Here is a 24,425-nt window from a genome sequence, read left to right as displayed (position 1 = left end):
GGCTAGGACAGGATCCATCCGTCCAGCGGCTGCGATCGGCAGGCTCATGGGGCGGGAAGCGGAAAGCCTCGCCTTGACCACCGATCCCGAACCGAGCTTCGTCTCGACCCCCGACAATCCCGCGCCCGTCGGCCTCGCCGTGTCGTTCCTGCCCGTCGGCGCGGGACACCGGCTGCGCTGCGCCCTCGCGCCCGGCGAGGGCGACGGCCCGGTGCGCGGCACGGTGCTGCTCCTGCAGGGGCGCAACGAGGCGATCGAGAAATACTTCGAAACGATGCGCGATCTCAACCGGCGCGGCTTCGCGGTGGCGACCTTTGACTGGCGCGGCCAGGGCCGTTCAGGTCGCCTCGCGTCCCTCGCCTCGGTCGGCCATGTCCCGTCGATGCGGGTCTTCCTGGAGGATCTCGACGAGGTGCTGCGCGCCTTCGTGCTCGCCCGCTGTCCCGGTCCCTATGCAATCCTCGCCCATTCGATGGGGGCCCTCGTGGCGCTGGAGGCGACGGACCGCCTCGCCGGTTCGGTCGAGCGCATGGTGCTGACCACGCCGCTCGTCGCACTGCCGGGTTCGCCGGGAACGCACCGCCTCATGCGCGTCGCCGCCGGCCTCCTCCACTGGACCGGCCTCGGCACGCTCCCCGTGCGCCGCGCCCGCACCGCCGGGCGGGGCACGACGCTCGCCGACAATCCGCTGACCACGGATCGCCGCCGCTTCGAGCGCAACCGGGCGATCGAGGCGGCCGCGCCCGACCTTCTCGTGCGGGCGCTCTCGGCGTCCTGGCTGCGAGCGATGCTGCGGGCGATGGAGCGGATCGACCGATCCGACGTGGTGGCGGCGATGCGCCTGCCGACGCTCATTGTCACCGCCGGCACGGACCGCATCGTGTCGAGCCCGGCGGCGGCGCGTCTTGCCTGGCGCATGCGCTCGGGCCACCATATCGACGTACCCGGCGCCCGGCACGAACTGCTGCAGGAGGCCGACCGGTTTCGCGAGCCTGTGCTCGCCGCCTTCGAGAGCTTCGTCGGCTCAAGCCTGCCCGTGCGCTCGGCCGAACCGCTGCCGGCCGAGGTCGCGGCCGTCGAGGATGCGCTCACCGAGCTCTGACGAGCGCGCCGCCGACGCTTTAGCCGTTGAGGATGCGCAGCGCCGCCTCATGCAGCTTCGGCGTCGCCGCCGCGATCACGTCGCCGCCGTCTTCCGGCCGATCGCCCGAGAAGGTCGTGATGACGCCGCCGGCGCGCTCCACGATCGGCGTCAGCGCCACGATGTCGTAGGGCTGCAGGCCCGGCTCCACGCAGATGTCGACATGGCCGGCTGCCAGCATCGAGAAGGCGTAGCAATCGCAGCCGAAGCGCGTCAGCCGCACGGCGTCGACCAGCGTCTGGAACCGGTCCTTCAAGGCTCCGCGGAAGAGTTCCGGCGCCGAGGAGAACAGCGTGGCATCGCCCAACTCGCCGATGTCACGCACCTTCAGCGGATAGCGGCCGGTGTGCGGCCCCTCGCCGAAGGCGCCCTCGGGCGTGGCGTAGAAGCGCTCGCCGGTGAAAGGCTGGCTCATGATGCCGATCTCGGCGCGCCCCTTCACCGTCAGGCCGATGAGCGTGCCCCAGACGGGAATGCCGCAGATGAAGGGCCGCGTGCCGTCGACGGGATCGATCACCCAGAGGAGGTCGCCCTCGCCCGAACGGCCGAACTCCTCACCGAGAATGGCATGGTCGGGATAATGCTCGCCGATGACGCGGCGGATCGCCTTTTCCGCCTCGCGGTCGGCCTCGGTGACGGGATCGAAGGTGAAGCCTTCCTTCGGCTTGTTGTCGACGAGAAGCTTCGAGCGAAACCGCGGCAGGGTCTCGGCAGCTGCCGCGTCGGCAAGGCGAAACAGGAATTCGGCGTCGGGCAGCGTCATCGTCGACAAGGTCCTCGAACGGGTGGCGGGTGCGGGTTCTATGAACCACTCTGTCCGGCGAGACCAGCCACTGGTCTAGGCCAGAACGAGGCGGACCGCGCTATTCGGCCGCGGCAGGCCGGTCGAGCTCGGCATCGACCTCGGCTGCGAAGAGCTGCACGAAGGACCACATGCGCCGGCGCAGCGGCTCGAAGCCGGCATGCGGCAGGAAGTTCTCCTCGTCGGCATAGAGGCCGCGATTGATCTCGATCTGGATCGCGTGGACGCCGCGGCGCGGACGCCCGTAGCGCTCGGTGATGAAGCCGCCGGCATAGGGCTTGTTGCGGGTCACATCGAGGCCGAGAGCGGTCAGCCGCTGCGTCGCCATCGCGACATAGGCGGGCGCTGCGCTCGTCCCGAACCGGTCGCCCACCACGATGTCGGCCCGGCGCCCGCCCGGCAGCGTGCGCACCGAGGAGGGCATCGAGTGGCAGTCGACGAGGATGGCGAAGCCGAAGCGGCGGCGCGTCGCCTCGACCAGCGCCTCCAGCGCCTCGTGGAACGGGAAGTAGATGCCCTCGATGCGCGCCGCGACCTCGTCCGGCGAGAGCTTGGCGCGGTAGATCTCCTCACGCTCGGCGACGATGCGCGGGATGGTGCCGAGCCCGCCGGCGACGCGCACAGAGGCGGAGTTGGCGCAGTCCGGCAGCGGGCCAGAGAACATGGCGGGGTCGAGCTCGTAGGGCTCGCGGTTCACGTCGAGAAAGGCGCGAGGAAAGCGCGCCGTCAGCATCGGCGCGCCGAGCGAGGGTACGAAGTCGAAGAGCTGGTCGACGAAGAGGTCTTCCGAGCGCCGGATCGCCGACGACCCGAGGCGAGAGGCTTCGAGGAAGGCCTTCGGATAGGCGCGCCCGCTGTGCGGCGAGCAGAAGACGAAGGGCACGCTCTGGCGCGTGGGCTCGACGATCTCGAAGGCGGGACAGGGGCCGGCTGCCGTCTCGAGGTTGGGAATGGCGGTCTGCAACGTCCTCGCTTCCGAATTCTTGACCATGCTCGGGGGGAAACTAGGCCCGTTCTGCCTCCCGAACATTCCATTTAGCCCTTGTTTAAGCAATCTGATAAAAGGATCATCCCGACCGATCATTTTGCCGCATTCTTGCTGCGGCGCCGGAAGACAGGTGCTGACGGATGTACAAGATTCTCCTCGCCGAAGACGACAACGACATGCGCCGGTTCCTGGCGAAGGCGCTGGAGAAGGCGGGATACGAGGTGACCGCCTACGACAACGGCGGCTCCGCCTACGAGCGGCTGCGCGAAGAGCCCTTCTCGCTCCTCCTCACCGATATCGTGATGCCCGAGATGGACGGCATCGAACTGGCGCGCCGCGCCACAGAGCTCGACCCCGACCTGAAGGTCATGTTCATCACCGGCTTTGCCGCCGTGGCGCTCAATCCCGACTCCAAGGCTCCGAAGGACGCCAAGATCCTGTCGAAGCCTTTCCACCTGCGCGAGCTCGTGGAAGAGGTCGGCAAGATGCTCCAGGACGCCGCCTGAACTTTTCGGGCGGGGACCCCAGAAAAGGCGCAGGGAATCACTTGACCCCCTGCGGCCTCTGTGGTCTATCCGCCTTCGTCGAATGGGCGTGTAGCTCAGCGGGAGAGCACTACGTTGACATCGTAGGGGTCACAGGTTCAATCCCTGTCACGCCCACCATTCGACTCTTCCATCATATGAAGCTGGCAAGGCAGGTCACTCGAGGGACAGTACGATCCTTTCGGGTGAGACATGACGAAACGAAGGCCTGGCGGGGCCAGCCTGGGGTGGACATGACGGGCAGGCCGTCGCGCTTGCCGACATCATGCCGGCCTTCTCCCATTAGACTCTATCGAAACGCGTGGTTGCTCCTGCGCGACGACTGGCTCTCGCACTCCATCGGCACCGACCACGACGATGTCGTTGTCCCAAAGCCTTGAACAGTCTCGTCGGCCAGTTCCGCAAGATCATGTCCAAGGACACTTGAGGTCGGACGCGTCGGTTCGGGCGAGCATGCCTTGGCATGAGGTCATTGTGCCGAGCCCCCATCAGGCTCGCGAAGCCCCGCATCAGGGTGAAGCATTCCGATGGAGGGGCTCGACACAGGGCCTGTGCCGAACGGTTTCATCGAGCTTGAGCGACGTTTCGGCAAGTCTCGACCTCGAGACAAGACCGTTCGCTCCGCTCTGACCTTCCTCTATCTCGTGTCGACTTGCCTTCCATGCCGTTCTCCGAGGCATTAAGGGTCTCGCCAACACCCGACCGTCGCCGATCGCGGCACACGAGCTTGAGGATGCGGCGTTTGCCCAACCCTGAATCCATTCCGGTTTCCTTCTCCCCCATCGACCGGACCACGCAGACCTTCGCCGCCGGGGGCTTCACGGTGTTCGGGGGCTGGCATCTCGATCCGGAACTCAAGGTGGAATCCTTCCCGGCCAACCTCCCGTACGGATTGTACGAACTGACGATCGACACGCCGGATGCCGGCAGCATTCTGGCCTACGCCCAGGCCACCGTGGAACGAGGCGGAGCCTTCGGTCCGCTGCGCGTGACGGTCGAGGCGAGGGATGACCGGCTCCACGTCTATTTCGTCCTCCTCGGCGACGCCACGGCGATGACCCTGACGCTGCTCGGCGACGGCAAGCCGCTGTTGCGTGTCGGCGCCTGCAGCCTTCGCCGCATATCGACGACCCGCTGGCGACTGGGACGCGGTTGGCGAGGCCTGAAGCGGCGCGCGCTGTCGCCGGGCGTCATCGCTCGGGATCTGATGTCGGGATGGGAAGGGCTGAACAACGGGGGCGTGCTCGAGGTGCAACGCCGCATCCTCGACGTCATCAATCCCACCAGCACGCTGCCCAACACCATGATCGCGATGCGGATCGGCTCGTTGATCCGCAAGGTCGCCGCCCAGAATGCCGAGGCGATGACGCAACTGGACGCGCCCGTCGCTTCGCCGGCGTCCCTCTCCATCGTCGTTCCGATCTATCGGACCCGCGAACGATGGCTGCTGGCGCTCGTCGACAGCCTCAACCGACAGACCGACCCGACGTTCGAGGTCGTGTTCGTCTTCGACGGCGAGCAGCCGGACCTCTCCGAACTCGTATCGGTGAACGCCGGCGGCGCCTATCGGTCGACCCAGGTGGTGCTCCCGGACAACCGCGGCGTCTCCGCGGCGACGAACGCCGGAATGCGGGCGGCGTCCGGCGAGTACGTGGTCGTGGTCGACCACGACGACGTGATCGAGACGCACTTCGTCGAAGCCTTCCGCGCCGCCACCGCCAACGAACCGGCCGATATCCTCTACGCCGACGAGGCGATCGTCGACGAAGACATGACGGCCGTGATCTCGATCGCGACGCGCGGCCGATTCGATATCCGGCACTATCTCAGTCACCCCTACATCGTGCATCCCATCTTCATTCGTCGCTCGCTGGCGCTGGATGCTGGGCTCCTGAACGAGACGATGCGGATCTCGCACGATGTCGAGTTCTTCCTGCGCTGCATCGCCAAGGCCCGTTCGGTCGTGCAGATTCCGCTGGTCCTCTATTTCTGGCGCACGCATGCGGCAAGCCTTGGCCATGTCGGTAGCAGCCAGGTTCTGGGCAATACGCGCGCGGCGGTCGTCGCCTATCTCAGGCAGACGCGCGACTGGACGTCGTTCGAGGTCGAGCCCGGCATCAACTTCAACGAGCTGGACGTGCGGCCGCCCCTGCCGGCTTCGGCCAAGGCCGCGATCGTCATTCCCACGAAGAACGGCAAGGAGATCCTCAGCGCCTGCGTCCGGTCGATCGTCGAGCGGGCCGCCAAGAACCGGATCTCGGCCGACATCCACGTCATCGATCACGAAAGCACGGATCCGGCGACGCTCGCCTACCTCGAGGAGCAGGAGGGCGCGGGGCACATCCGCGTCGTGCCTCACAGCGGTCCCTGGAACTATCCGGAGATCAACAACGCCGCCTTGCGCCGGATCCTGCCGGGCAGCCACTACACGCACATCGTCTTCATGAACAACGACATCGAGATCGTGACGGACGACTGGCTCGATCGCATGATCGAGCAGTTCTCGTGGGGCGACGTCGGCGTCGTCGGCTGCTGTCTCCAGTATCCTGACGGCCGGGTGCAGCATGGCGGCGTGGTCGTCGGACTGACGGGCGCCGCCGATCACTCGCACCGGTTCGAGGAACTGATGCAGCCGGGGGGCGACATCCGTTCGCCGGGCCATCTGTCGTCCCTCGTCGCGACGCGGGACTACAGCGCCGTCACGGCCGCGCTGATGATCGTTCCCGTCAGCCTGTTCGAGGCGGTCGGCGGCTTCGACGAGCAACTGGCCGTCGGCTTCAACGACACCGATCTCTGCCTTCGCATCGGCGAGCTCGGCTATCACTCGACCTATGTCGGCAGCGTTCTCGCCGTCCATTACGAGTCGGTGACGCGAACGGATGCCAAGAGCCTCGATCATCCCGAGGATACCGCGCTATTCGAAAACCGCTACCGCGATCTGATCGACAATAGCGATCCCTATTACGGGATGCAGTGGGACTGGACGGGCACGAAACTGGTGGTGGCGGCCAAGCCGACGAAGGCCTTCCGGCTCCGAAAAGTCCAGATGAGGGTCTGATCGGCAGGGCCATTGCTGCCTTTGCGGCAGCCATGCGCAAGAATTGCAGAAATTACACGGCGAGGGTGAAACTTTTTTAAGGCAGTCTCGTATCTGCCTTGCGCGAAGTAACGCGTCGAGAGGAACTCCCTATGTCGGTGATCAGTTTCAAGAGCGATACGCCCAAGCCCGTCGATATGGAGGCCGGTCGCCGGGCTTTCCTTCGCACGGCCGGGCTTGCCACAGTTGGTGCAGCGGTTCTCGGCGCCACAGGCTTTCCGGGCACGGCTGAGGCGCAGACCGTCTCGGACGTGTCCGTGCTGAACTTCGCGCTCAACCTCGAATATCTCGAGGCCGAATTCTATCTGCGCGCCATCCGTGGAACCGGCCTGCAGAACTCGCAGATTCAGGGCACCGGCACGCTGGGCCCCGTTCGTCAGGCGATCGAAGGCCAGGCCGTTCCCTTCGTCACCCCGGCCATCCGCGAATACGCGATGGAAATCGCCGACGACGAGGAGAAGCACGTCAACTTCCTGCGCTCCGCGCTCGGCTCCAGCGCCGCGGCTCGCCCGCCGATCGATCTCGACTCGTCCTTCAGCGCCGCAGCGCTCGCTGCCGGCCTGATCCAGCCGGGCGGCACGTTCAATCCGTTCGAGAGCGAAGACAACTTCCTCCTCGGCGCCTTCATCTTCGAGGACGTCGGCGTCACCGCCTACAAGGGCGCCGCGCGCTTCATCTCGAACAAGGACTACCTGGAAGCAGCCGCCGGCATCCTCGCCGTCGAAGCCTACCATGCGGGCATCATCCGCACGCTCCTGTTCCAGCGTGGCTTCGTCGACGCCGCCAACCGGATCTCGCAGGCGCGCGACAACGTGGCGGGAACCGCCGCTGATCAGGGCATCACCATTTCCGATCCGGCGAGCCCGATGGCCGGTCAGGCCAACCTCGTGCCGACCGACGCCAACAGCGTCGCGTTCAGCCGCTCGCCGCAGCAGGTTCTCAACATCGTCTATCTCGGCAGCGCGCCGAGCCCGGTCAGCTTCTTCCCGATCGGCGTCAACGGCGACATTCGCTAAGCCTCAGCGAGAACGAGCGGTTCATCGCGACCGATCGATTTCAGAAGGGCGGGCACCGACGAGGTGCCCGCCCTTTTTTCGTTGAGGCACCGCTCCAGCCGAGAGCCGCGCGCGCCCCCCCCTCGCTTCAGGGCTGCGCTGGGGGCGGAGCGCCGAATGTCAGCCGATAGGGGGATTGGGCGGCAACCGCGGCGGCCGCCGTGCCCGCGACCGTACCGGGCGGGGCTGCGCCGGGCGCCGCCCCGGCTTGCGGTGCAGGCGGAGATGCGACCGGGGCGATTGCGCCGGACTGCGCAGCCGCGACGGCCGGTCTGCCAGGGGTGGCGGCTGGCGGCGGAGGCACGGCGCCCGGCCGGAACATTTCGAGCGAAACGGTTCTGGCATCGCGCTCGATGCGCACGAGGGCGGACTGGATCTCGACGACACGCCAGCCATCGACGAGATCGCCGTCCGCGACGGAAACCGTCTCGGCGCGGGCGGTGTCGCGAATGAGCGCCAAGCGGCCGGTGTCGGAGGCGAGCGTGCCGACCAGTTGCAGGTTCTCCGCCGTCGACACGGTCACCGGCGGGGGCGCGGGTGCCGGGGCGGCGATCGTTGCGGCCGGCAGGGCGGGTCGCCGGCTGACGCTGAACAACGGTCGGCTGAGGAACGAGGTCATGTCGGAGACGGCGATGCCGGCCAGCGGGTTCGCCAGGGCATTCGGGTCGACCACCTGCGGTGACGGCGGGACGGCGGGACTGTCCTGCGCGAACGCGCTCGCAGACGACAGGAGGCAGGCGCCGATGAGGGTTGCCAGCATTCTCAAGAGACCGCCGCCTTCCAGGGTGCCCGCACCACCACGTCGATGCGCAGTTCGGGATTGGCGCCGAGATCGCTGTCCTCCGACTGGAGACGGCGCACGGCGAGATCGACGATCGTCATCAGCGGCAGTCCGGTTTCGATGGCGTGGAGGAAACGCAGGAGATCGCCATTGTCGCCGTCGAGCGTCGCGCGGATCTCGATGACGCTGCCGGCATCCGCCTCGGGAACGGCGCCCGAGCTGCTTTCGACGACCCGTGCCGAAGAGGCCTCGACCAGCGCCACCAGTCTGCGCTGCAACTCGGCCTCGGCAAGGCTTCGCGACGGCGCATCGACGAAGGCCGACGAGGTTGCCGCCGGGGTTTCCTGCACCGGGCCGGACGCCAGCCGGGTTCGGTAGCGGTCGAGCTGGTCGAGCGTCGCGTCCGCCTGCGTGCCGAGATCCGCGATGCCCGCCAGATTGGCGGCAGCGACGAGCAGCAACGCCAGCGGCAGGATCACGAAGAGCGCAAGCGCAGTGTAGCGACGTGGCGTGCTGGCGGTTTCGAGTGTCATGGCTGGACGGGCTCCGCAGCCGGAGCCGGGATCTCGCGGCTCGCGACGATGTCGAAGCGGTCGCCGCCGTTGGCCTCACGGATGACCGGCGACTCGAACCGAACGCCCGTGAGGCCCGCTTCGCCTTCGAGGATCGGCACCAGCGCCAGCGCATTCGTCGAGCGTCCCTTGAGATGCAGCAAGGTCGGCGAAATCTCGATGTCGGTGAGGAACGTTCCGTCGGGAATGGTTCGGGACAACCGGTCGATGAGCACGAAGGTCGCGCCGTCCATCGTCTTGGTCGCCAGCAATCCGGCGATCGCTTGCGCGGGATCGTCGTTGGCGATGCGCGACTGGACCGCGCGGCGTTGAAGATCGAGCGCCGCGGTGGCCGTATCGAGATCGCCCTGCACCTTGGCCTGCAACAGCGTCGTTCCCAGGAACGCGGCGATCGAAAGCGGCAGGACGGCGAGACACAGGCGGCGAAGCGCGAGGTGCCTGCCGGTCGGCCTGGCGCCCGACGCGCCGCCGAGGAGATCGACCGCCAGGGGCTCGGACGCCGGATCGGCGGCGGAGCCGATCGCGGTGGGCGCTCGGCCCAACCGCGCGACCCGCTCCAGCGCCTTGGCCGCGATGTCGCGGGAGGTCGCCGCAAAGTCGATCTCGATCGGTTCGCCGGAACCCGCCCCGGGTCGCACCGTGTATCCGTAGATGACGTCGTCGGCCTTCCAGGGCGTCAGGCGATCGAGGCGATGCTCGACGATCGCCGCGGCGAAGGCCCGGCTTTCGGCCGGCAGGGTGAAGCGCTGGCGTACGATCGTTTCGGGATCGAGACGCAGTTCCACGATGTCGGCCTTGGCGAAATCCCGGCGCCATGGCTCGCCCCCCGACACCGCGCCGTCCTCGATCGTCGCCAGCCTCTCGCTCGCGCCGCGCGTGACGCGCATCACCTCGAGGGCCGATCCCGCCTCGCGAACGACCCAGCGCCGACGGCTGCCCCGGTTTCCAAGCGTCGACTCGATCATGTCAGCGGCGACGTCGGCGAGATCGCGCAGCCCGCGGATCGAGAGCGAAGGCGTCGCCGCCGTGGTCTGGAGGGCCGCAAGGCTGCGACGCGCCGGCAGCACGTCGACCGGCAAGCCTTGCACCGTTTGCGGCACGGGCGGCGTTCGAAAGGGAAACTTCGCGGTCTTCGCCATTGCCGCTCTCAACCCGTCGCCCTGAGGACTTCCTCGAAGGAGGTCAGCCCGCTCGCGCATTTGTCGAGCCCGTCTTCCAGCATCGTGCGCATGCCACCGCGGCGGGCCGCCTCGAGGATCAGGCCGGCGTCGCGCACCTCGCGGATCTGTTCATGGAGGTCGGCATCGGCGCGCATCACCTCGAAGATGCCAATGCGGCCACGATATCCCGTCTGGCTGCAGATGTCGCATCCGCCCGGTGCATAGAACGTGTCGGCCGGCTCGCAGCGCAGCTGCCGCTGGGCGACGAGGTCCCGCGCGGCGGCCGCCATCGACGCGTCGGGCCGCCGGCACCGCTCGCAGAGGCGCCGGACGAGGCGCTGGCCGAGGATGCCGCGCAGGCTGGCGCCGATCAGGTAGCGCTCGACGCCCATGTCCATCAACCGCACGACCGCGTCGACCGCCGAGTTGGTGTGCAGCGTCGTCAGCACGAGGTGGCCGGTCAGGGCGGCCTGGATGCCGATCCCCACCGTCTCGCGGTCGCGCATCTCGCCGACCATGATGACGTCGGGGTCGTGGCGCAGGAAGGATCGCAGGGCCGTGGCGAAGGTCAGCCCGATCTGGGGCTTGATCTGCGTCTGGTGGACGCCGGCCAGCTGATACTCGATGGGATCCTCGACCGTGACGATCTTGCGGGACGGGTCGTTCAGGAGCGAGATGGCGGTGGCCAGCGTGGTCGTCTTGCCGCTGCCCGTCGGGCCCGTGACGATGACGATGCCATGCGGCTCGGCGAGGAGCGCTTCGAACGCCGACTGGTCGGACGCGGTCATGCCGATGCGTCCGAACTCGAGAAGGCGCGCATCCTTGATCAGGATGCGCAGGACCGCGGTCTCCCCGTGGATCGTCGGCATCACGGCGACCCGGAGGTCGGCCTCGACCGAACCGACGCGCAGGTTCGCGCGCCCGTCCTGCGGCAGCCGCCGCTCGGCGATGTCGAGCCCCGACAGGATCTTGATGCGCGAGATGATGGCCGGCGCCATGGTGGCCGGCACCTTCTGGTCGCGCCGCAGGAAGCCGTCGACGCGGTAGCGGACCGCGAGATGGTCGCGCTCGGTCTCCAGATGGATGTCGGTGGCGCCGAGTTCCACGGCGCGCTCGAGGATGCGGTCGATGAGACGCACGATCGGGGCGCCGCGGGCGAGATCCTTCAGATCGTCGGCCGAGCCTTCCTGATCGGCCACCGCATCGGGTGTCGCGAAGGCCACGGCAGCGTCGGGATCGGCTTGCTGCAGGGCGCGTTCGAAGAGGAGGTCGACCTCCTCGAAGGACAGGACGCCCGCCGCCGCTGGCTGGCCGAGCGCCAGGCGGATAGCACGGATCGCGCCCGTCCGGCCGGGATCGGCCAGCGCGATCGCCATGCTCCCGTCCTCGCGGCGATGGGGATAGGCATAGGCTTCCCGTAGGAAGCGGCGGGACAGGTCGACGAAGTGCGGCGGACAGCCCGCGACATCGTCGAAGCCGAAGCGGGGCATGGCGTGATGGGCGGCGAGGCGCGATGCGATGTCGTCTGCGGACGCCGCGCCGTCGCGCCACGCGGCCTCCGGCTCCTGTCCGGCGAACGGCCCCGGTGCCGCTCCTCCCTCGACGGGCACGAGCGCGGCGTCATGGTTCGCCGCTTCCGGCACGGGCGAGCCGCCACCCAGTTCGCGATCGCCTTTCGCGAAGATCGAGGTCCAGTTCACCGATCGTCTCCCGGAAACATCGTCCGCCGCCAGAGGGATCGAACGGCCCGAACTCTAGCATGAGTGGCGCGGGACGGTCACGCCGCACCGACAGGCATGCGCTCTCGAAGACAGGCCCGGCGCACGCGGCGGACCTGATGGCCGCAACCCACGATGGTCACGATTGCGGCATGCCGCGCCGGGCATCGACGCGATCGCGCGCCATCGCCCGGAGCCGTTCGGCATGCCGAGCCGATGCCCGCGTCCTTGTTCGGAAGCGCGCCGCGTCGGCGCCGGGCCGCCAAATGTTAACCTTGTCTTAAAATGTAGGGGGACGACGAAGCCAAGGAGACCGGGTTCCCGTAGCTAATCAAGCGCTTCTGTTGCCATTTGGATATGGTGAAGATCCACCTAAGCGCGCAGGAATGAAGCTGCGGTCAGCTTGGGACAAGCTTGGGAATGGGGTGCGCGTGAGTCGTCGACTGTCGTCAGTCATGTTTGCGTTGATCCTGACGGGGTGTCAGACGAGCGATCCCAGTGGGCCCGAGACCGGTTCGATCTTCAGTGGCGCCTTCGGCGACATGCAGGCTCGTTCCGAGGGCAACAACCCCGGCTACGGCGACCTGACGGGACGCCAGGCGCCCGGCGCGGGGGGAACCGTCGTTCAGAACTTCCGGTCGGACGGCTCGACGTCGGCGCGCGGCCTGACGATGGCGACGCCCACGACGAGCGAGGGCGGCGGCAGCTACACGCTGAACTTCGAGAATGCCGACATCAAGGACGTCGTGCGCGCCGTGCTCAACGATGCGCTGAAGGTGAACTACGTCGTCAGCGGCAACGTCACCGGGCCGGTGACGCTCTCCTCGACCCGTCCCGTCAGCCGGGCGGAGCTTCTGTCGACGCTCGAAACCGCGCTCGACTCGCTCGGTTTTTCCCTGACCCGCGAGGGCGAAACCTACCGGATCTCGCCATCGGGATCCTCCGGCGCCCTCGTCGACGTCGGAACCCGGACGCGGCTCGGCTATGGCGTTTCCGTCGTGCCGCTCCGTTTCGTCAAGGCGTCGACGATGATGGAGCTTCTGTCCGGCTTCGTCGCGCAGGGCGAGAACCTCAAGATCGACGCGTCCAAGAACACGATCTTCATCCGCGGCAGCGGCGCGGAGCGTCAGGCGGCGGTCAACGCGGTCCTCTCCTTCGACGACGACTGGATGGAGAACCAGTCCGTCTCCGTCTTCACGCTGCAGGAGGCCAAGCCCGAGGCGATCATCCCGGAACTGCAGCGCATCTTCGGGGCCAGCGGCGACGATGCGGCCATCCAGTTCCGCTCGATCGACCGGCTGCGCAGCATCCTGGCGATCTCGCAGAACCCCAAGCTGATCACGCGGGCGGGGACCTGGGTGCGGCGTCTCGACCGGGAAAATCCCGGCATCGGCGAAGGTGTATTCGTCTACAAGCCCAAGCATCGAAGCGCCGAGGATCTGGCCAAGGTTCTATCCAGCCTGTTCGGCGGCGGCGGCGGGCAGTCACCGGCGCGGCCGACGCGTCAGGCTGCTTCCCTGTCCGGCGCCTCGCCGGATGGAAGCGAGGGCGGGAGCGACGGGTTCTCGACCGCCGGCGAGGGCGGAAACTCGCGCGTCTCCTCGGCCTTCGACACCGCGAACGGCACGGGCGCCGACTTCGGCTCGGGAACCGCGCCCGGGGTCATCGACATGACGAGCCAGCCGCAGGGCGGGGGGGGCGGCGGTTCGGGCATCCGCATCAGCGCAGATCCGTCGAACAATTCCGTTGTCACCTACGCCGATGCCGACGTCTACCAGAAGGTTCTCGTCGCGCTGCGCCAGCTCGACTCGACGCCGCAGCAGGTGGCGGTGAACGTGACGATCGCCGAGGTGCAGCTCACCGACGCGCTGAAATACGGCGTCCAGTATTACGTCAACAGCCATGGCGTCGGCTTCAACAACTCGAACAATCAGTCGATCAGCGTCAAGGACGTGGCGTCGAGCGTCGTCCAGAGCCAGATTCCGGGCTTCAACTTTCTGCTCGGGACCAATTCAGATCCCGACGTGATCATTTCGGCGCTCAGCGTCATCAGCAATGTCGAGATCCTCTCGTCGCCCTCGCTCGTCGTTGTGGAGAACCAGACCGCGACGCTGCAGGTCGGCGATCAGGTGCCGGTCACGACCCGCCAGGCCCAGAGCGTCGAGAACGGTCTCGCGCCCCTCGTCAACCAGGTCGAGTTCCGCGACACCGGCATCATTCTCAACGTGACGCCGCGCATCGGGCAGAACGACGCCGTGACGATGAATGTCGAGCAGGAGATATCGGCAGTGGTCCAGGGCAGCAACACGCTGACCCCGACGATCTCCAAGCGCCGCGTCGCCAGCCAGATTTCCGTCCAGAACGGTCAGACCGTGCTTCTGGCGGGTCTGATCTCGGCGCAGGCCCGCAAGGGCAATTCCGGCGTGCCGGGCACCCGCAACATTCCGGTTCTGGGCACGCTTCTCGGCCAGACCGACAATTCGGCCAATCGCACCGAACTCATCATGCTCATCCGGCCGACCGTCGTGCGCTCGTCGCAGGATGCCGCGTCCGTGGCCGCTGAACTCAAGTCTCAGATGTGGGGGATGGGCATGCGATCCACCCCGTCCAAGTGAGCCCGCGGAGCGCCCGCATCATGGGTGGTCCGATCCTGCCATGGTCCGCAGGATCGTGGGTTCTCGTCGGCGCGCTGGTGGCGGCGGCTCTCCTCGCGGCTCCCGTCGTGCCGCACGCGCCGGAAGCCGCGCTCGCCGTCCTCGTCGCGTGGATCGCGGCGCAGGACCTTCGCAGCTTCACCATCCCCGACGCGGCGCTGGCGGGATGGGCGGCGTTGGCGGTGTTCGACCTGACGACGCGGCCGCTCTTCGCGATCGATCCGGCCTTCGCCGCTGGCGCCTTCGTCCTCGAGGGCCTCGTCTGCGGCGGCAGCGTGCTTCTCGTGCGCGAGATCTACTATCGCCGGCAGGGACATGACGGCATCGGGTTCGGCGACGTGAAGCTGGCCGGCGTCGGCGGGCTGCTCTGCGGCCTCGCCGGATTCTCGCTGGCGCTCCTCATCGCCAGCTTGGCCGGTCTGGCGGTCGCACTCATTCAGCGACGCGTCCGGCCGGGCCGGGCGAGCGGCAAGGTCGCGTTCGGGGCCTGCCTCGCGCCGGCCTTTCTCCTCGTCTGGCTTTCGGGAGCGAGCCTGTGACCGGGGCGGCTTCGTCGCCAGAGCGCCGCAAAGCAGGCCGAGACCGGCACTGAGATGGCAAAGTTTCGGTACAAGGCGCTGAACGCGACCGGCAAGATGCTCGACGGCACGATGGACGCGGCGTCCTCGGCAGAGGTCGTGCGCGTGCTCGACGAGGCCGGCTTCACGCCCGTCTCCGCCAAGCCCCTGGGCGCGGGCGACGGGCGTTCGTGGTCGGAGCGGCTGACGCCCGATCCCAAGCCCGCCGAGATCACGGCCTTCACGCTCGATCTCGCGATGCTTCTCAAGGGCGGCGTCTCGCTCGACGAGGCGCTGGTGATCCTCACCCAGATGGAAACCCGGCGCTGGCTGGTGAAGCTTGTGCGTTCGCTGCACACCGAATTGTCGGGGGGGCGGAGTTTCTCGTCGGTGCTGGGATCCCACCCCGCGCTCTTTCCCCCGCTCTACGTCAAGATGGTCGAGGTGGCGGAGATGTCGGGCCGGCTGGAGGAAGCGCTGACGAGCATCGCCGCCGAGCGCCAGCGCACGGAAGCCCTGAGCAAGCGCCTGATGTCCGCGATCTCCTATCCCGCCTTCCTGGGCGTTGCGGCGATCGGCGTCCTGTTCTTCGTTCTCCTCTACATCATCCCGCAGTTCGAGGGCGCCATCCAGGGCTTCCGCGACCGGATCGACGGGTCGGCCCTGTTCGTCTTCGAACTGTCGGAAGGGCTGCGCGCGGTGTCCGGCTACATTCTGCCGACCCTCATCGCGCTTCTCGCCGCCTTCCTTCTGGCCAAGCGGCTGATGAGCGGACGCTCGCTGGGGCTGGAACTCCTGTCGCGTCTGCCCTTCACCCGCCGGCTCGTCATCTACAGCCTCACGCTGACCTTCTGCCGCACCCTGTCGATCCTCCTCGCCAACGGCGTCGACATCTCGACCTCGCTTCGGCTCATCCGCGGCATCTCGCGCGTGCCGCGATCGGCCGAGGCGATCGACGCGGTGCTGGCGGATGTCCGCCAGGGCACGCGCCTGTCGCAGGCGCTGGCGCGCCGGCCGCTCCTGCCCGCCCATGTCGTGCAGATGCTGCGCGTCGGCGAGGAGGCGGGCAACCTCTCCGAAAGCGCGGCGCGCGTCTCCGTGTTCTACGAGGCCAAGCTCGACGCGGCGCTCGCCCGCTTCACCGCCATTCTCGGGCCCGTCCTGATGATGAGCGTCAGCCTGCTGATCGGCTGGCTGATCATCTCGATCATGACCGCCCTCATGAGCATCAACGATCTTCTGATATGAGAGACCCCATGCGATCCCATCGATCTCCCGATCCGTCCGCCGCAACCCTGTCCGGGACCGCGAAGGCCGCCCGGCGCGACCGGGCCGGCGGTTTCACGCTCGTCGAGCTTCTCGTCGTCCTCGTCATTCTCGGCCTCGTGATGGGACTGGTCGGCCCGCGCGTCCTCAACTACCTGACGAGTTCGCGCGAGCGGGCGGCCAGCCTGCAGATCTCCTCGTTCAAGTCCGCGCTCGACCTCTTCTTCCTCGACACCGGCCGCTACCCCACCGCCAGCGAGGGACTGGGCGCCCTCGTCACCCGCCCGTCCTCGGTGCAGAGCTGGAACGGACCCTATCTCCAGCAGGCCGGCGTGCCGGCCGATCCGTGGGGCAGCCCCTATCGTTACGTGGTGCCCGGCCAGAACGCGCCCTACCGCATCGTCTCCAACGGCGCGGACGGGCAGGAGGGCGGCAGCGGGTCCGATGCCGACATCACCAGCAACTAGACCGCCCACGCTGCGCGATCGCCGGGGCGGGTTCGCGCTCATCGAACTGATGCTGGCGCTGGCGATCGTCGCGCTTCTGGCGGCGCTGGCGCTGCCGTCGGCAAGGTTCGGCACCGGCCCCGGGCTGCAGCGCTACGAGGCGCAGCGCATCGTCGCCCTCCTGCAGGCCGACCGGAACGCCGCACTGCGCTCCGGCCGGTCGGTCACGACGCTCGTCGACCTCACCGGGCGCCGCATGGTGTCGGGCGCTTCCAGCGGTGAGATCACCCTGTCGCCGGCGCTGACGCTGGCCGCGCAGCCGGGCGACCTTCGGGCCTTCGCCTTCACCGGCAGCGGACGATCGAGTGGCGGGCGCCTCCTCCTCGGCACGCGCGAACGCGGCCTCAGCATCCGCGTCAATCCGCAGACCGCGGCCGTTCAGATCGAAGCGTTCTGAGCGATGGCAGACCCTCGCGTGCCCGATCACCTGAAACGCGGCCGGAGATCACACGCCGCAGGCTTCACGCTGATCGAGGCCCTCGTGGCCTTTCTCGTGCTCGCGATCGTCATGGTGGTGCTCCAGCGCGGCGTCGTCGGCAGCGTCGATGCCGCGATGCGGGCGCGCCAGCGCATCGATGCCGGCCTCGTCGCGCAGACTCTCCTGTCCAGCCCCACCGTCGCCGAACTCGGACAGGCGACATCCGGGCGAATGAACGGCCACGACTGGACGGCCCGCTTCGAGGACGTGCCGGTCGCCGCGGGCGCGGTCGGCCAGCGAGGCCTCTTCGTCTTCCGCCCGATGCGCATGATCGTCGACGTGCGCCTGTCCGACGGGAAAGACGGTGTCTTCACCGCCGAGCAGATCCAGTCGGTTCGAACGATGGTGGCCGGGCCATGAAACGCGAACGGACCGCTCGCAAGCCGGGCCGCATGGGGGGATCGCAAGGGTTTCTCCTGGCTGAAGCGCTGGTGACGATGGCGATCGGGGCGTTTCTTCTCGTCGCGCTCGTGTCGCTCGTCCATCTCCTGACACGCGCCGATGCGAGGACGGTGGAGCTCTCGCGCCGGATCGAGGCGGAAAGCCGGGCGCTGGACGCGATCGGCCGGGATCTGCGCCCGGTCAGCCGGACACGCTGGGGCGGGGTGGGAGCCCCCTTCGTCTTCGCGGGCACCGACCGCCGAATGCAGTTCGCCCAGCGCGACGCCGGCATCGGCGACATCCGCTTCGTGACGCTCGAGGCCGAGGACGGGCGCGTCCTTCGAACCGACGCGGCCTTTCCGCCCTTCGCGGTCGGGCCCGGCGATCTGGGACCCGGCGCCACGACCGATCTCGATGCCGGCGCCTCCAACGTCCGCTTCGCCTACTTCCAGCGCCTCAGCGGGGGGCAGGAAGCCCTGGTCGAGACCTGGACGGCGCCTCTCGACATGCCGGCCGCGATCAGGGTCGCCCTGATCGATCCGGAGACGGGCGGGATCACCAAGTCCGTCCGCATCCCCCTGATGGTCGATGCGGAGCCGGGCTGCGCTTCGCCCCGGCGCGGCGTCTGCTCCTATGTCGAGACGGGCGAGGCGGACGCGATCGACGATGCCGACCTGCCCATCGAGGCGGTCGACGCCAACGATCCGCTCGGCTGGCTGCGCTATGCGCGCTGACCCGGATCGGTCTCGAAACGGAGGCCCCGATGCCGGCTTCATGCTGGTCGCGGTCCTGTCCGTCACCGCGCTGCTCGCCCTGATGCTTGGCGGCGTCGTCCTCCTGTCGCGCGGCAGCGTCGACACGGCACGGCTCGCGGGCGAGGATCTGCGCGTCGATGCGCTCCTGCGCTCCGGAGTCCAGCTTGCCGGGCATCAGCTCTTCGTGCTCGGCGTCGATCCGCTGGCGCTCAGCGGCCAGCAGGTGCGGCTCGACGACGGAACGGTCACGCTCTTCGCCGCCCCGGAAGCGGGACGGGTCGATCTCAACGGGGCCGACGAAATGCTGCTGGCGGCGGCCTACCAAGCGGCGGGGCTCAGCGCCCTTGCGCCCGCCGACTTCGCCGCGCGTGTGGCGGACTGGCGCGATGCCGACGACACGGCCCGTCCCGGCGGAGCGGAGGCCGGCGATTACCGGGCGGCCGGTTTTGCCTACACGCCGCCCGACGCGCCGTTCCGGACCGTCGCGGATCTCCAGTTCGTGCTCGGCCTCTCTGCGCCGGATGTCGCAGCGCTCGGTCCCTTCGTGACCGTGTCGAACCCATCGGGCAAGATCGATCCGATGTTCGCCGCCCCCGCGCTCCTCACGGCGCTGCCGGGCCTGCCGCCCGGTGCCCTCGACGCTTTGGCCGATGCCCGCGCGCGGTCCGGCCTCGACCGCCTGTTCCATCTGCGCGCGATCTTCCGCGGGCTCGAGCAACATCTCGTCCTCGGCGAATCCCTTCGCGTCTTCTCGGTTCGCGTCGAGGCGAGAGCCTCGCCGACCGGCACGCTCAGGACGGTCGACGTCGTCCTCATCGCGCCCGTCCTCTCCGACCGCCCGTTCCAGATCACGGACTGGCGCGAACGCTGATCGGCCGCCCGGCCCGCTCTCTGGGTTCCGCTGCGTGTTTCAAGTTCCACGCACGATCGAAGGAAGCGTCGCTCGTTCCGCGATCCGACGAGATGGTTCGTCGCTCGGCAACGGACCTGGTGGGCCAGGCGATCCGGCCGACGATGCGCCGGGTGGCGGTGGGTCAGGCCGCGGCGGGCTTGCGCTTGCGGGGCTTGCGGGGGGCCGGCGTCGCCTCGGTGGGGGCGGCGCGCTCGGTGAGAGCGAAGTCGTGGAGCCGGCGGGCCGCCTCGGGATCGGTCTCACCGCCTTCGGTCAGGGCGTAGAACGCGGCGCGCACGACCTGCTTCTTGGTCGCCTCGGGATGGCGCTCGCGCACCGCGGCGATGAGCTCCTTGGGCTTCATGCCGGGCGCGGCCAGCGTGCTCACCGTGGCGGCGATCGTCGAAATTTCGGACATCTGCAATTCCTATCGTCTTAAAACCGTCACACGATGTCGCGCAGGCGCCTGTCACAATCAATGTGGTCGGCCAAACGATTGCGGAACACGCGAAAGACGAGGAGCCGGACGCCGGTCGCGACCGCTTCTCCTTCGCTCCGCCGACCGGCGTCGGCCGGCCGCCCTACAGCGCCAGCGGCGCCACGTAGCCGGTGAGTTCGAGATAGCCGCGCCCACCGGTGGTGCGGACCGCGCCCTCCCAGTAGACGGGCAAGCCGCCCGAGCGGCCGTCGAGTTCCTGGTCGGGGAACAACGGCGTCAGCGGGAAGGACCGCTCTCCCTCGGGCAGGCGCACCCGCAGCATCTGCGCCACCGGATAGAGCGCGCCGGTGCGCGGCGAGCGCCAGTGGTCCATCGGCACCATCGAGACGTCGCCGGGCTGGAAGCGGACGATCTCGCCGTCAGGGCGGCGCAGCGAGCCGCCGGCCCAGACCGTGCCGCCGTCGCGCCCGCGGATGCGGAAGGCCATCAGCGCCGAGCCATCGTCGAGGTTGAGACCGGTCCAATCCCAGCCCGCGGCCTCCGGTGCCAGATAGTTCGAGGACCATTCGCGGTCGAGCCACGCCTCGCCCGTCACCTCTTGCGCCGTGCCCTCGCGCGTCAGGCGGCCGGAGACCTTCAGGTGCGGCAGCGAATAGTAGTGGCTGGCCTCACCCTCGCGCGGCCCCTTGCGGCTGTAGCCATCCTCGCCCTGCAGAAACACGTCCTGCGTCGGCGCGAAGGCGAGTTGCAGGGCGAAATCCGGCGTCGCGACGTCGGTGACGAAGCGCCCGTCCGCCTCGCGCGAGAAGCGCCAGTCGCGCAGCGTCACGCCGGCATCGCCCTCGATTGCCTGCGCCAAGCCGAAGCCGGCGCGGGCGGCGCGTTCGCCATGAAGCAGCCGCCCGACCGCCGGGTCCGACAGCGCGGCATGGGCGAAGAGAACCTGCGCCGGCGCGAAGCGGCTGGGATTGGCGGGGTCGAGGCCCGGGCGGGTGCGGAAGAACGTCACCTGGAAGCCGATCTCGCGCCCGTCGGCGCCCTGCAGCCAGCCGGTGACGTACCACCATTCGGTGCGGAAGGCCGGATGGGCGCCGTGGTCGCGCGGAAAGGCGAAGGCGACGCCGGGCCGCACCACCGCCGCGGTTTCGACTTCGGCCGCCCAGGCCGGCAGCATCCAGACCAGCGCGAGCAAAAGGGTCAGCGCGCGAACCATCACCAGTCCTCCCTCACGGCGTCCACCGCCCGGCCCGTCACCGCGCGCCGTCCCGAGACCACGGCGGTGCCGGCGGCGGCCAGGATGAGCGCGGCGACCACGGCGAGGATCGTGCCGGCGGGAATGCGCGTCGTCATCGTCCAGTTGAAGGATTGCGGATTGATCACGTGGATCAGCACCTGCGACAGCGCCCCGCCGAGAAGAACACCCGCAAGGCCGCCGACGAGCCCGAGCAGCGCGCCCTCGATCGCCAGCGTGCCGAGGATCTGACGCCGGGCGACGCCGAGATGGCGCAGCATGCCGAACTCGCGCACCCGCGCGATCGTCTGCGCCGACATGGTGGCCGCGACGCCGGCGAGGCCGACGAGGATCGCCACCGCCTCCAGCCCGTAGGTGACGGCAAACGAGCGGTCGAAGAGATCGAGCGCAAAGCGCCGCAGCGTCGCCGGCTCGGCGGTCGAAACCCCTTCGCGCGCCTGCGGATCGAGCGCCGCTTCCAGCGCGCGGGCGACGCCCTGCGCTTCGGCCCCGGGCGCCAGCGTCACCGCGCCCTCGTTGCGCGAGGCGTCGCCGGTCAGCCGCGTGTAGTCGGCGGTGTCGATCACCACGGCGCCCGCCTGCCGCGCATAGTCGCGCCAGATGCCGGCGACCGCGAAGCTGGCACCCGATGCCGCGCCGATTGGCAGCGACACCGTCTCGCCGACGCGCCAGCCATAGATGCGAGCCGCCGGCTCGGAGACGAAGACCGGCACGGCGCCGGGCACCGGCGCGTCAGCGCGCTCGATGAGCACGAGCGTGCTGCCGGGGCTGGAGGGATCGAGCGGGCGGGCGATGAGCGTCACGTCGGGACGATCGGGCTGAAGGCGCAGCGGGATCTGGCGCGAGAAGTCGAGCCGGACGACGCCCGGCACGCCGGCGAGGCGCGCCTGCTCGGCCGGGTCGAAGCCGCGCGGATCCACGGTGCGGATGTAGAGGTCGGAGGAGAGGACCTGTGCCAGCCACTCATCGACCGCGCCGCGAAAGCTCGTCACCATCGTCGCCATCGCGATCATCAGCGCCGTGCTGGCGACGATGCCGCAGAGCGCCGTCGCCGCCTCGCCGGGCGCGCCGTGGACGTGGCGCACCGCCAGAAGCGGCGGTACGGGCGAAAGGTGCCGGCGCGCCAGCGGCGCCAGCAGCTGGCGCGCCAGCCAGGGCACCCCGGCGACGCCGCCGGCCAGCAGCAGCGCCATGCCGACGAAGCCGAAGACCGGCAGGCCCGCCAGCGGCGGCAGGAGCGAGGCGCCGGCGCCGCCCAGCCCCAGCGCCAGCGCCGGCTTCCAGGCGACGGGCGTGCGGGGGTCGACGAGGTCGCCCGAGTTCTTCAGGGCGGCGGCGGGCGCGGCGCGCGAGGCGGCGCGGGCCGGCAAGACGCTGCCGAGAAGCGCGGCGGCCAGCCCCAGCGCGAAGAAGGCGAGCGCGGCGGCAGGATCGAAGGCGAGCCCCGCCCCTGCGCCCGCGAAATAGCCGGCGCCGAGATCGCCGCCGAACCAACGCAGCGCCAGCGCGGCGAGCCCGTAGCCGGCCGCAAGGCCCGCGAGCGCCCCGATCAGGCCGATCACCAGTCCTTCGAGCGCCACCGCGGCGACGATGCCGCCGCGCGGCAGGCCGAGGGTGCGAAGAAGCGCGAAGGCGCGAAGGCGGCGCGCCACCGCCAGCGACTGCGCGGAATAGACGAGAAACCCGCCGGTGACGAGCGCCACCAGCGCCAGCATGGTGAGGTTCACCCGGTAGGCGCGCGACAAGGCGCTGCCCTGCGCCGCCTCGTCGTCGGCACTGGCCAGCGTGGCGTCGTTCGGCAGGAGCGCGGCCAGCGCGGTCTCGGCGGCGCGCCGGTCGGAGAGCTTGAGGTCGAGCCGGTCGAGCCGCCCCAGCCGGTCGAAGCGCCATTGCGCTGCGGCGATGTCGAGAACGCCGATCCGTGTGCCCTCGCCCGCGCCTTCGAGAACGCCTACGATCCGCAGGGGAACCGTGCGCCCGTTGGCGCTGACCTCGATCGTGTCGCCGATCGCGCCGCCGGCCTCGCGCAATGCGGTGCGCGAGAGGAAGAGTGCCGAGGGGTCGAAGGCCGCCTCGCTCGCCGTGTCGGCGCCGCGCGTCGCCAGCCCCACGAGGCTCGGCGTCACCGCGGCCGCGCGGATCACGTCGAGACCCAGAAGCGTGAAGGCCGCGCCGTTCGGCGCCTCGGCCTCCAGGCTGACGGCGGGGCTGGCATCGGCGACGCCGGCTGCCTTTGAGACGAGCGGATAGAGCGCTTCGTCGAAGCCGAGCGGGCTGGCGGCCCGTACCGCGAGATCCGCCGCGCCGTTGACGCCGCGCACCGCCCCGTCGAAGGCCGCGAGCGCCGAGCCGTTGACGAGATGCACGGCGAAGCCGAGCGCGACACCGACCGCGATGGCCGCGGCGGTGGCGAGAAAGCGGCCGGGATGGGCGCGCCACTCGCCCGCCACCAGCCAGCGCAGCGCGAGCCGGGCGCCTGCGAGATCGGCGAGGCTAGCGCGCATCGCTGGCCTCGAGGCCGCCGGCGGTCAGGCGCAGCACCCGGTCGGCCATCGCGGCGGTGGCCTGCGAATGCGTGACGATGACGGCCGCCGCGCCACCGCCGCGCACGGTGCGGGCGAGGAGGTGCAGAACGGTGCCGGCCGTGTCGGGATCGAGATTGCCGGTGGGCTCGTCGGCGAGGATCAGCGCCGGGCGATGAACGAGCGCCCGCGCGATCGCGACGCGCTGCAACTCGCCGCCGGAGAGATCGCGCGCATAGCCCTCGTCGCGCCCGTGAAGCCCGACATGGGCGAGCATCTCGCCGGCACGCCGGTCGATCGCGTCGCGCTTCGCCTTCACCAGCGCCAGCGGCAGGGCCACGTTCTGGCGCAGCGTCAGGTAGGGCAGGATGTGGAAGGCTTGGAACACGAAGCCGATCCGCTCGCGCCGCAACCGTGTCAGCGCCGCCTCGTCGAGGCTGCCGAGCGCCCGGCCCTCGACGCGCACCTCGCCCTCGTCGGCCCGGTCGAGCCCGGCGAGGATATTGAGAAGCGTCGATTTGCCGACGCCGGACTCGCCGACGATCGCCACGACCTCGCCCGCGCCGACCGCCAGATCGAGGCCGGCAAAGAGCCGCCGTCCGCCCGGCACCGATTTCGCCAGTCCCTGCACCTGCAGGAGGCCTGCACGCCCCTCGCCGTTCTCGTCCGTCCCGTTCCGCAATGCGCCGCCTTCCCCGTTGTCCCGCCCGTCTCCACCCAACACGGCGGGGCATGGCCTCGTTATGGGGCGGCGCGGCGGCCGCTCGCCTCCTCGCGCGAAGATGCCGCACCGCATCGAGCGCCGCCGTCGATCGCCCATCGGGCGTCCTACGGAAGCACCAAGGCGGTCGCCCCTAGCAGCAA

22 protein-coding genes and 1 tRNA gene are annotated in these 24,425 nt (G+C 69.3%); 13 read left to right on the top strand and 10 right to left on the bottom strand.

Annotated features, from left to right (window positions below):
* A partial coding sequence (locus AUL33_RS07725) for an alpha/beta fold hydrolase (RefSeq protein WP_210171789.1) occupies window positions 1-1,102 on the top strand: 1,102 nt, incomplete at its 5' end.
* Between the two features lie 19 nt (window positions 1,103-1,121).
* On the opposite strand, the gene hisN is transcribed toward AUL33_RS07725, so the two are convergent.
* Entirely contained in the window at window positions 1,122-1,904 is a 783-nt protein-coding gene (gene hisN, locus AUL33_RS07720; RefSeq protein WP_062206132.1) for a histidinol-phosphatase, read from the bottom strand.
* A gap of 100 nt (window positions 1,905-2,004) precedes the next feature.
* Entirely contained in the window at window positions 2,005-2,907 is a 903-nt protein-coding gene (locus tag AUL33_RS07715) for an N-formylglutamate amidohydrolase (RefSeq protein ID WP_244492052.1), read from the bottom strand.
* 164 nt (window positions 2,908-3,071) lie between these two features.
* Here AUL33_RS07715 and cpdR point away from each other — a divergent pair, with 164 nt between their 5' ends.
* The 4 genes from cpdR (at window position 3,072) to AUL33_RS07695 (ending at window position 7,589) form a co-directional block, all read left to right on the top strand.
* Window positions 3,072-3,437 (top strand): cell cycle two-component system response regulator CpdR, encoded by a 366-nt coding sequence (gene cpdR / locus AUL33_RS07710; protein WP_019996719.1) that lies wholly within the window; start codon window positions 3,072-3,074, stop codon window positions 3,435-3,437.
* An 84-nt stretch (window positions 3,438-3,521) separates the two neighbouring features.
* Window positions 3,522-3,596: transfer RNA gene (locus tag AUL33_RS07705), tRNA-Val, on the top strand.
* Window positions 3,597-4,218: 622 nt separating this feature from the next.
* The gene (locus AUL33_RS07700; protein WP_210171788.1) at window positions 4,219-6,534 is read left to right on the top strand and encodes a glycosyltransferase; all 2,316 of its coding nucleotides are present in this window, start codon (window positions 4,219-4,221) and stop codon (window positions 6,532-6,534) included.
* A gap of 131 nt (window positions 6,535-6,665) precedes the next feature.
* On the top strand, window positions 6,666-7,589 hold the full coding sequence (locus AUL33_RS07695) for a ferritin-like domain-containing protein (protein ID WP_062206127.1): 924 nt from the start codon (window positions 6,666-6,668) through the stop codon (window positions 7,587-7,589).
* A 127-nt stretch (window positions 7,590-7,716) separates the two neighbouring features.
* Here AUL33_RS07695 and AUL33_RS22080 read toward each other — a convergent pair whose 3' ends face one another.
* From AUL33_RS22080 to AUL33_RS07675, 4 genes are read right to left on the bottom strand one after another with little or no spacing between them, the layout of a single operon-like run.
* Window positions 7,717-8,388, bottom strand: a complete 672-nt coding sequence (locus AUL33_RS22080) for a hypothetical protein (RefSeq protein WP_062206124.1) — start codon at window positions 8,386-8,388, stop codon at window positions 7,717-7,719.
* Window positions 8,389-8,390: 2 nt separating this feature from the next.
* Window positions 8,391-8,942, bottom strand: a complete 552-nt coding sequence (gene gspM, locus AUL33_RS07685; protein WP_062206121.1) for a type II secretion system protein GspM — start codon at window positions 8,940-8,942, stop codon at window positions 8,391-8,393.
* The gene (locus tag AUL33_RS07680) at window positions 8,939-10,120 is read right to left on the bottom strand and encodes a PilN domain-containing protein (RefSeq protein ID WP_062206118.1); all 1,182 of its coding nucleotides are present in this window, start codon (window positions 10,118-10,120) and stop codon (window positions 8,939-8,941) included. Before AUL33_RS07680 ends, gspM begins: the two co-directional genes overlap by 4 nt.
* Before the next feature lie 8 nt (window positions 10,121-10,128).
* Complete coding sequence (locus AUL33_RS07675) at window positions 10,129-11,841, bottom strand: GspE/PulE family protein (protein WP_244492051.1); 1,713 nt, start codon at window positions 11,839-11,841, stop codon at window positions 10,129-10,131.
* A gap of 473 nt (window positions 11,842-12,314) precedes the next feature.
* On the opposite strand from AUL33_RS07675, the gene gspD reads away from it, so the two are divergent.
* Genes gspD through AUL33_RS07635 form a run of 8 tightly spaced genes read left to right on the top strand, consistent with a single transcriptional unit; the run spans window position 12,315 to window position 19,327 of the window.
* Window positions 12,315-14,474: a type II secretion system secretin GspD gene (gene gspD / locus AUL33_RS07670; RefSeq protein ID WP_062206115.1), complete on the top strand. Its 2,160-nt coding sequence runs from the start codon at window positions 12,315-12,317 to the stop codon at window positions 14,472-14,474.
* Between the two features lie 20 nt (window positions 14,475-14,494).
* Window positions 14,495-15,052: a prepilin peptidase gene (locus AUL33_RS07665; protein ID WP_062206112.1), complete on the top strand. Its 558-nt coding sequence runs from the start codon at window positions 14,495-14,497 to the stop codon at window positions 15,050-15,052.
* 54 nt (window positions 15,053-15,106) lie between these two features.
* Complete coding sequence (locus tag AUL33_RS07660; RefSeq protein WP_062206109.1) at window positions 15,107-16,318, top strand: type II secretion system F family protein; 1,212 nt, start codon at window positions 15,107-15,109, stop codon at window positions 16,316-16,318.
* 8 nt (window positions 16,319-16,326) lie between these two features.
* Window positions 16,327-16,803, top strand: a complete 477-nt coding sequence (gene gspG, locus AUL33_RS07655; RefSeq protein WP_062206106.1) for a type II secretion system major pseudopilin GspG — start codon at window positions 16,327-16,329, stop codon at window positions 16,801-16,803.
* Complete coding sequence (locus AUL33_RS07650; protein WP_082652402.1) at window positions 16,781-17,239, top strand: prepilin-type N-terminal cleavage/methylation domain-containing protein; 459 nt, start codon at window positions 16,781-16,783, stop codon at window positions 17,237-17,239. Before gspG ends, AUL33_RS07650 begins: the two co-directional genes overlap by 23 nt.
* 3 nt (window positions 17,240-17,242) lie before the next feature.
* Window positions 17,243-17,680: a prepilin-type N-terminal cleavage/methylation domain-containing protein gene (locus AUL33_RS07645; protein WP_062206099.1), complete on the top strand. Its 438-nt coding sequence runs from the start codon at window positions 17,243-17,245 to the stop codon at window positions 17,678-17,680.
* Window positions 17,677-18,435: a type II secretion system protein J gene (locus AUL33_RS22505; protein WP_062206097.1), complete on the top strand. Its 759-nt coding sequence runs from the start codon at window positions 17,677-17,679 to the stop codon at window positions 18,433-18,435. The genes AUL33_RS07645 and AUL33_RS22505 overlap by 4 nt, the downstream gene beginning before the upstream one ends.
* Window positions 18,436-18,475: 40 nt before the next feature.
* Entirely contained in the window at window positions 18,476-19,327 is an 852-nt protein-coding gene (locus AUL33_RS07635) for a general secretion pathway protein GspK (protein WP_062206095.1), read from the top strand.
* Between the two features lie 163 nt (window positions 19,328-19,490).
* On the opposite strand, the gene AUL33_RS07630 is transcribed toward AUL33_RS07635, so the two are convergent.
* The 4 genes from AUL33_RS07630 to AUL33_RS07615 form a co-directional block, all read right to left on the bottom strand.
* Window positions 19,491-19,766: a hypothetical protein gene (locus AUL33_RS07630; RefSeq protein ID WP_062206093.1), complete on the bottom strand. Its 276-nt coding sequence runs from the start codon at window positions 19,764-19,766 to the stop codon at window positions 19,491-19,493.
* Between the two features lie 163 nt (window positions 19,767-19,929).
* Window positions 19,930-21,000, bottom strand: a complete 1,071-nt coding sequence (locus AUL33_RS07625) for a lipocalin-like domain-containing protein (protein WP_062206091.1) — start codon at window positions 20,998-21,000, stop codon at window positions 19,930-19,932.
* Window positions 21,000-23,543 (bottom strand): FtsX-like permease family protein, encoded by a 2,544-nt coding sequence (locus AUL33_RS07620; RefSeq protein ID WP_062206088.1) that lies wholly within the window; start codon window positions 23,541-23,543, stop codon window positions 21,000-21,002. The genes AUL33_RS07625 and AUL33_RS07620 overlap by 1 nt, the downstream gene beginning before the upstream one ends.
* The gene (locus AUL33_RS07615) at window positions 23,533-24,243 is read right to left on the bottom strand and encodes an ABC transporter ATP-binding protein (protein WP_062206085.1); all 711 of its coding nucleotides are present in this window, start codon (window positions 24,241-24,243) and stop codon (window positions 23,533-23,535) included. Before AUL33_RS07615 ends, AUL33_RS07620 begins: the two co-directional genes overlap by 11 nt.
* Window positions 24,244-24,425: the final 182 nt, after the last annotated feature.

The sequence above is a fragment of the Aureimonas sp. AU12 genome (assembly GCF_001463705.1).
In the GTDB taxonomy this organism is placed as follows: Bacteria; Pseudomonadota; Alphaproteobacteria; order Rhizobiales; family Rhizobiaceae; genus Aureimonas.
The sequence above is the reverse complement of the archived record's forward strand: the minus strand, read 5'-3'. Positions and strand labels throughout refer to the sequence as shown.

Excerpts from the sequence above, each read along its gene's own strand:
- hisN (WP_062206132.1), bottom strand. The coding sequence starts at position 1,904 with ATGACGCTGCCCGACGCCGAATTCCTGTTTCGCCTTGCCGACGCGGCA.
- cpdR (WP_019996719.1), top strand. The coding sequence starts at position 3,072 with ATGTACAAGATTCTCCTCGCCGAAGACGACAACGACATGCGCCGGTTC.
- AUL33_RS07695 (WP_062206127.1), top strand. The coding sequence starts at position 6,666 with ATGTCGGTGATCAGTTTCAAGAGCGATACGCCCAAGCCCGTCGATATG.
- AUL33_RS22080 (WP_062206124.1), bottom strand. The coding sequence starts at position 8,388 with ATGCTGGCAACCCTCATCGGCGCCTGCCTCCTGTCGTCTGCGAGCGCG.
- gspM (WP_062206121.1), bottom strand. The coding sequence starts at position 8,942 with ATGACACTCGAAACCGCCAGCACGCCACGTCGCTACACTGCGCTTGCG.
- AUL33_RS07680 (WP_062206118.1), bottom strand. The coding sequence starts at position 10,120 with ATGGCGAAGACCGCGAAGTTTCCCTTTCGAACGCCGCCCGTGCCGCAA.
- gspD (WP_062206115.1), top strand. The coding sequence starts at position 12,315 with ATGTTTGCGTTGATCCTGACGGGGTGTCAGACGAGCGATCCCAGTGGG.
- AUL33_RS07665 (WP_062206112.1), top strand. The coding sequence starts at position 14,495 with ATGGGTGGTCCGATCCTGCCATGGTCCGCAGGATCGTGGGTTCTCGTC.
- AUL33_RS07660 (WP_062206109.1), top strand. The coding sequence starts at position 15,107 with ATGGCAAAGTTTCGGTACAAGGCGCTGAACGCGACCGGCAAGATGCTC.
- gspG (WP_062206106.1), top strand. The coding sequence starts at position 16,327 with ATGCGATCCCATCGATCTCCCGATCCGTCCGCCGCAACCCTGTCCGGG.
- AUL33_RS07650 (WP_082652402.1), top strand. The coding sequence starts at position 16,781 with ATGCCGACATCACCAGCAACTAGACCGCCCACGCTGCGCGATCGCCGG.
- AUL33_RS07645 (WP_062206099.1), top strand. The coding sequence starts at position 17,243 with ATGGCAGACCCTCGCGTGCCCGATCACCTGAAACGCGGCCGGAGATCA.
- AUL33_RS22505 (WP_062206097.1), top strand. The coding sequence starts at position 17,677 with ATGAAACGCGAACGGACCGCTCGCAAGCCGGGCCGCATGGGGGGATCG.
- AUL33_RS07635 (WP_062206095.1), top strand. The coding sequence starts at position 18,476 with ATGCTGGTCGCGGTCCTGTCCGTCACCGCGCTGCTCGCCCTGATGCTT.
- AUL33_RS07630 (WP_062206093.1), bottom strand. The coding sequence starts at position 19,766 with ATGTCCGAAATTTCGACGATCGCCGCCACGGTGAGCACGCTGGCCGCG.
- AUL33_RS07625 (WP_062206091.1), bottom strand. The coding sequence starts at position 21,000 with ATGGTTCGCGCGCTGACCCTTTTGCTCGCGCTGGTCTGGATGCTGCCG.
- AUL33_RS07620 (WP_062206088.1), bottom strand. The coding sequence starts at position 23,543 with ATGCGCGCTAGCCTCGCCGATCTCGCAGGCGCCCGGCTCGCGCTGCGC.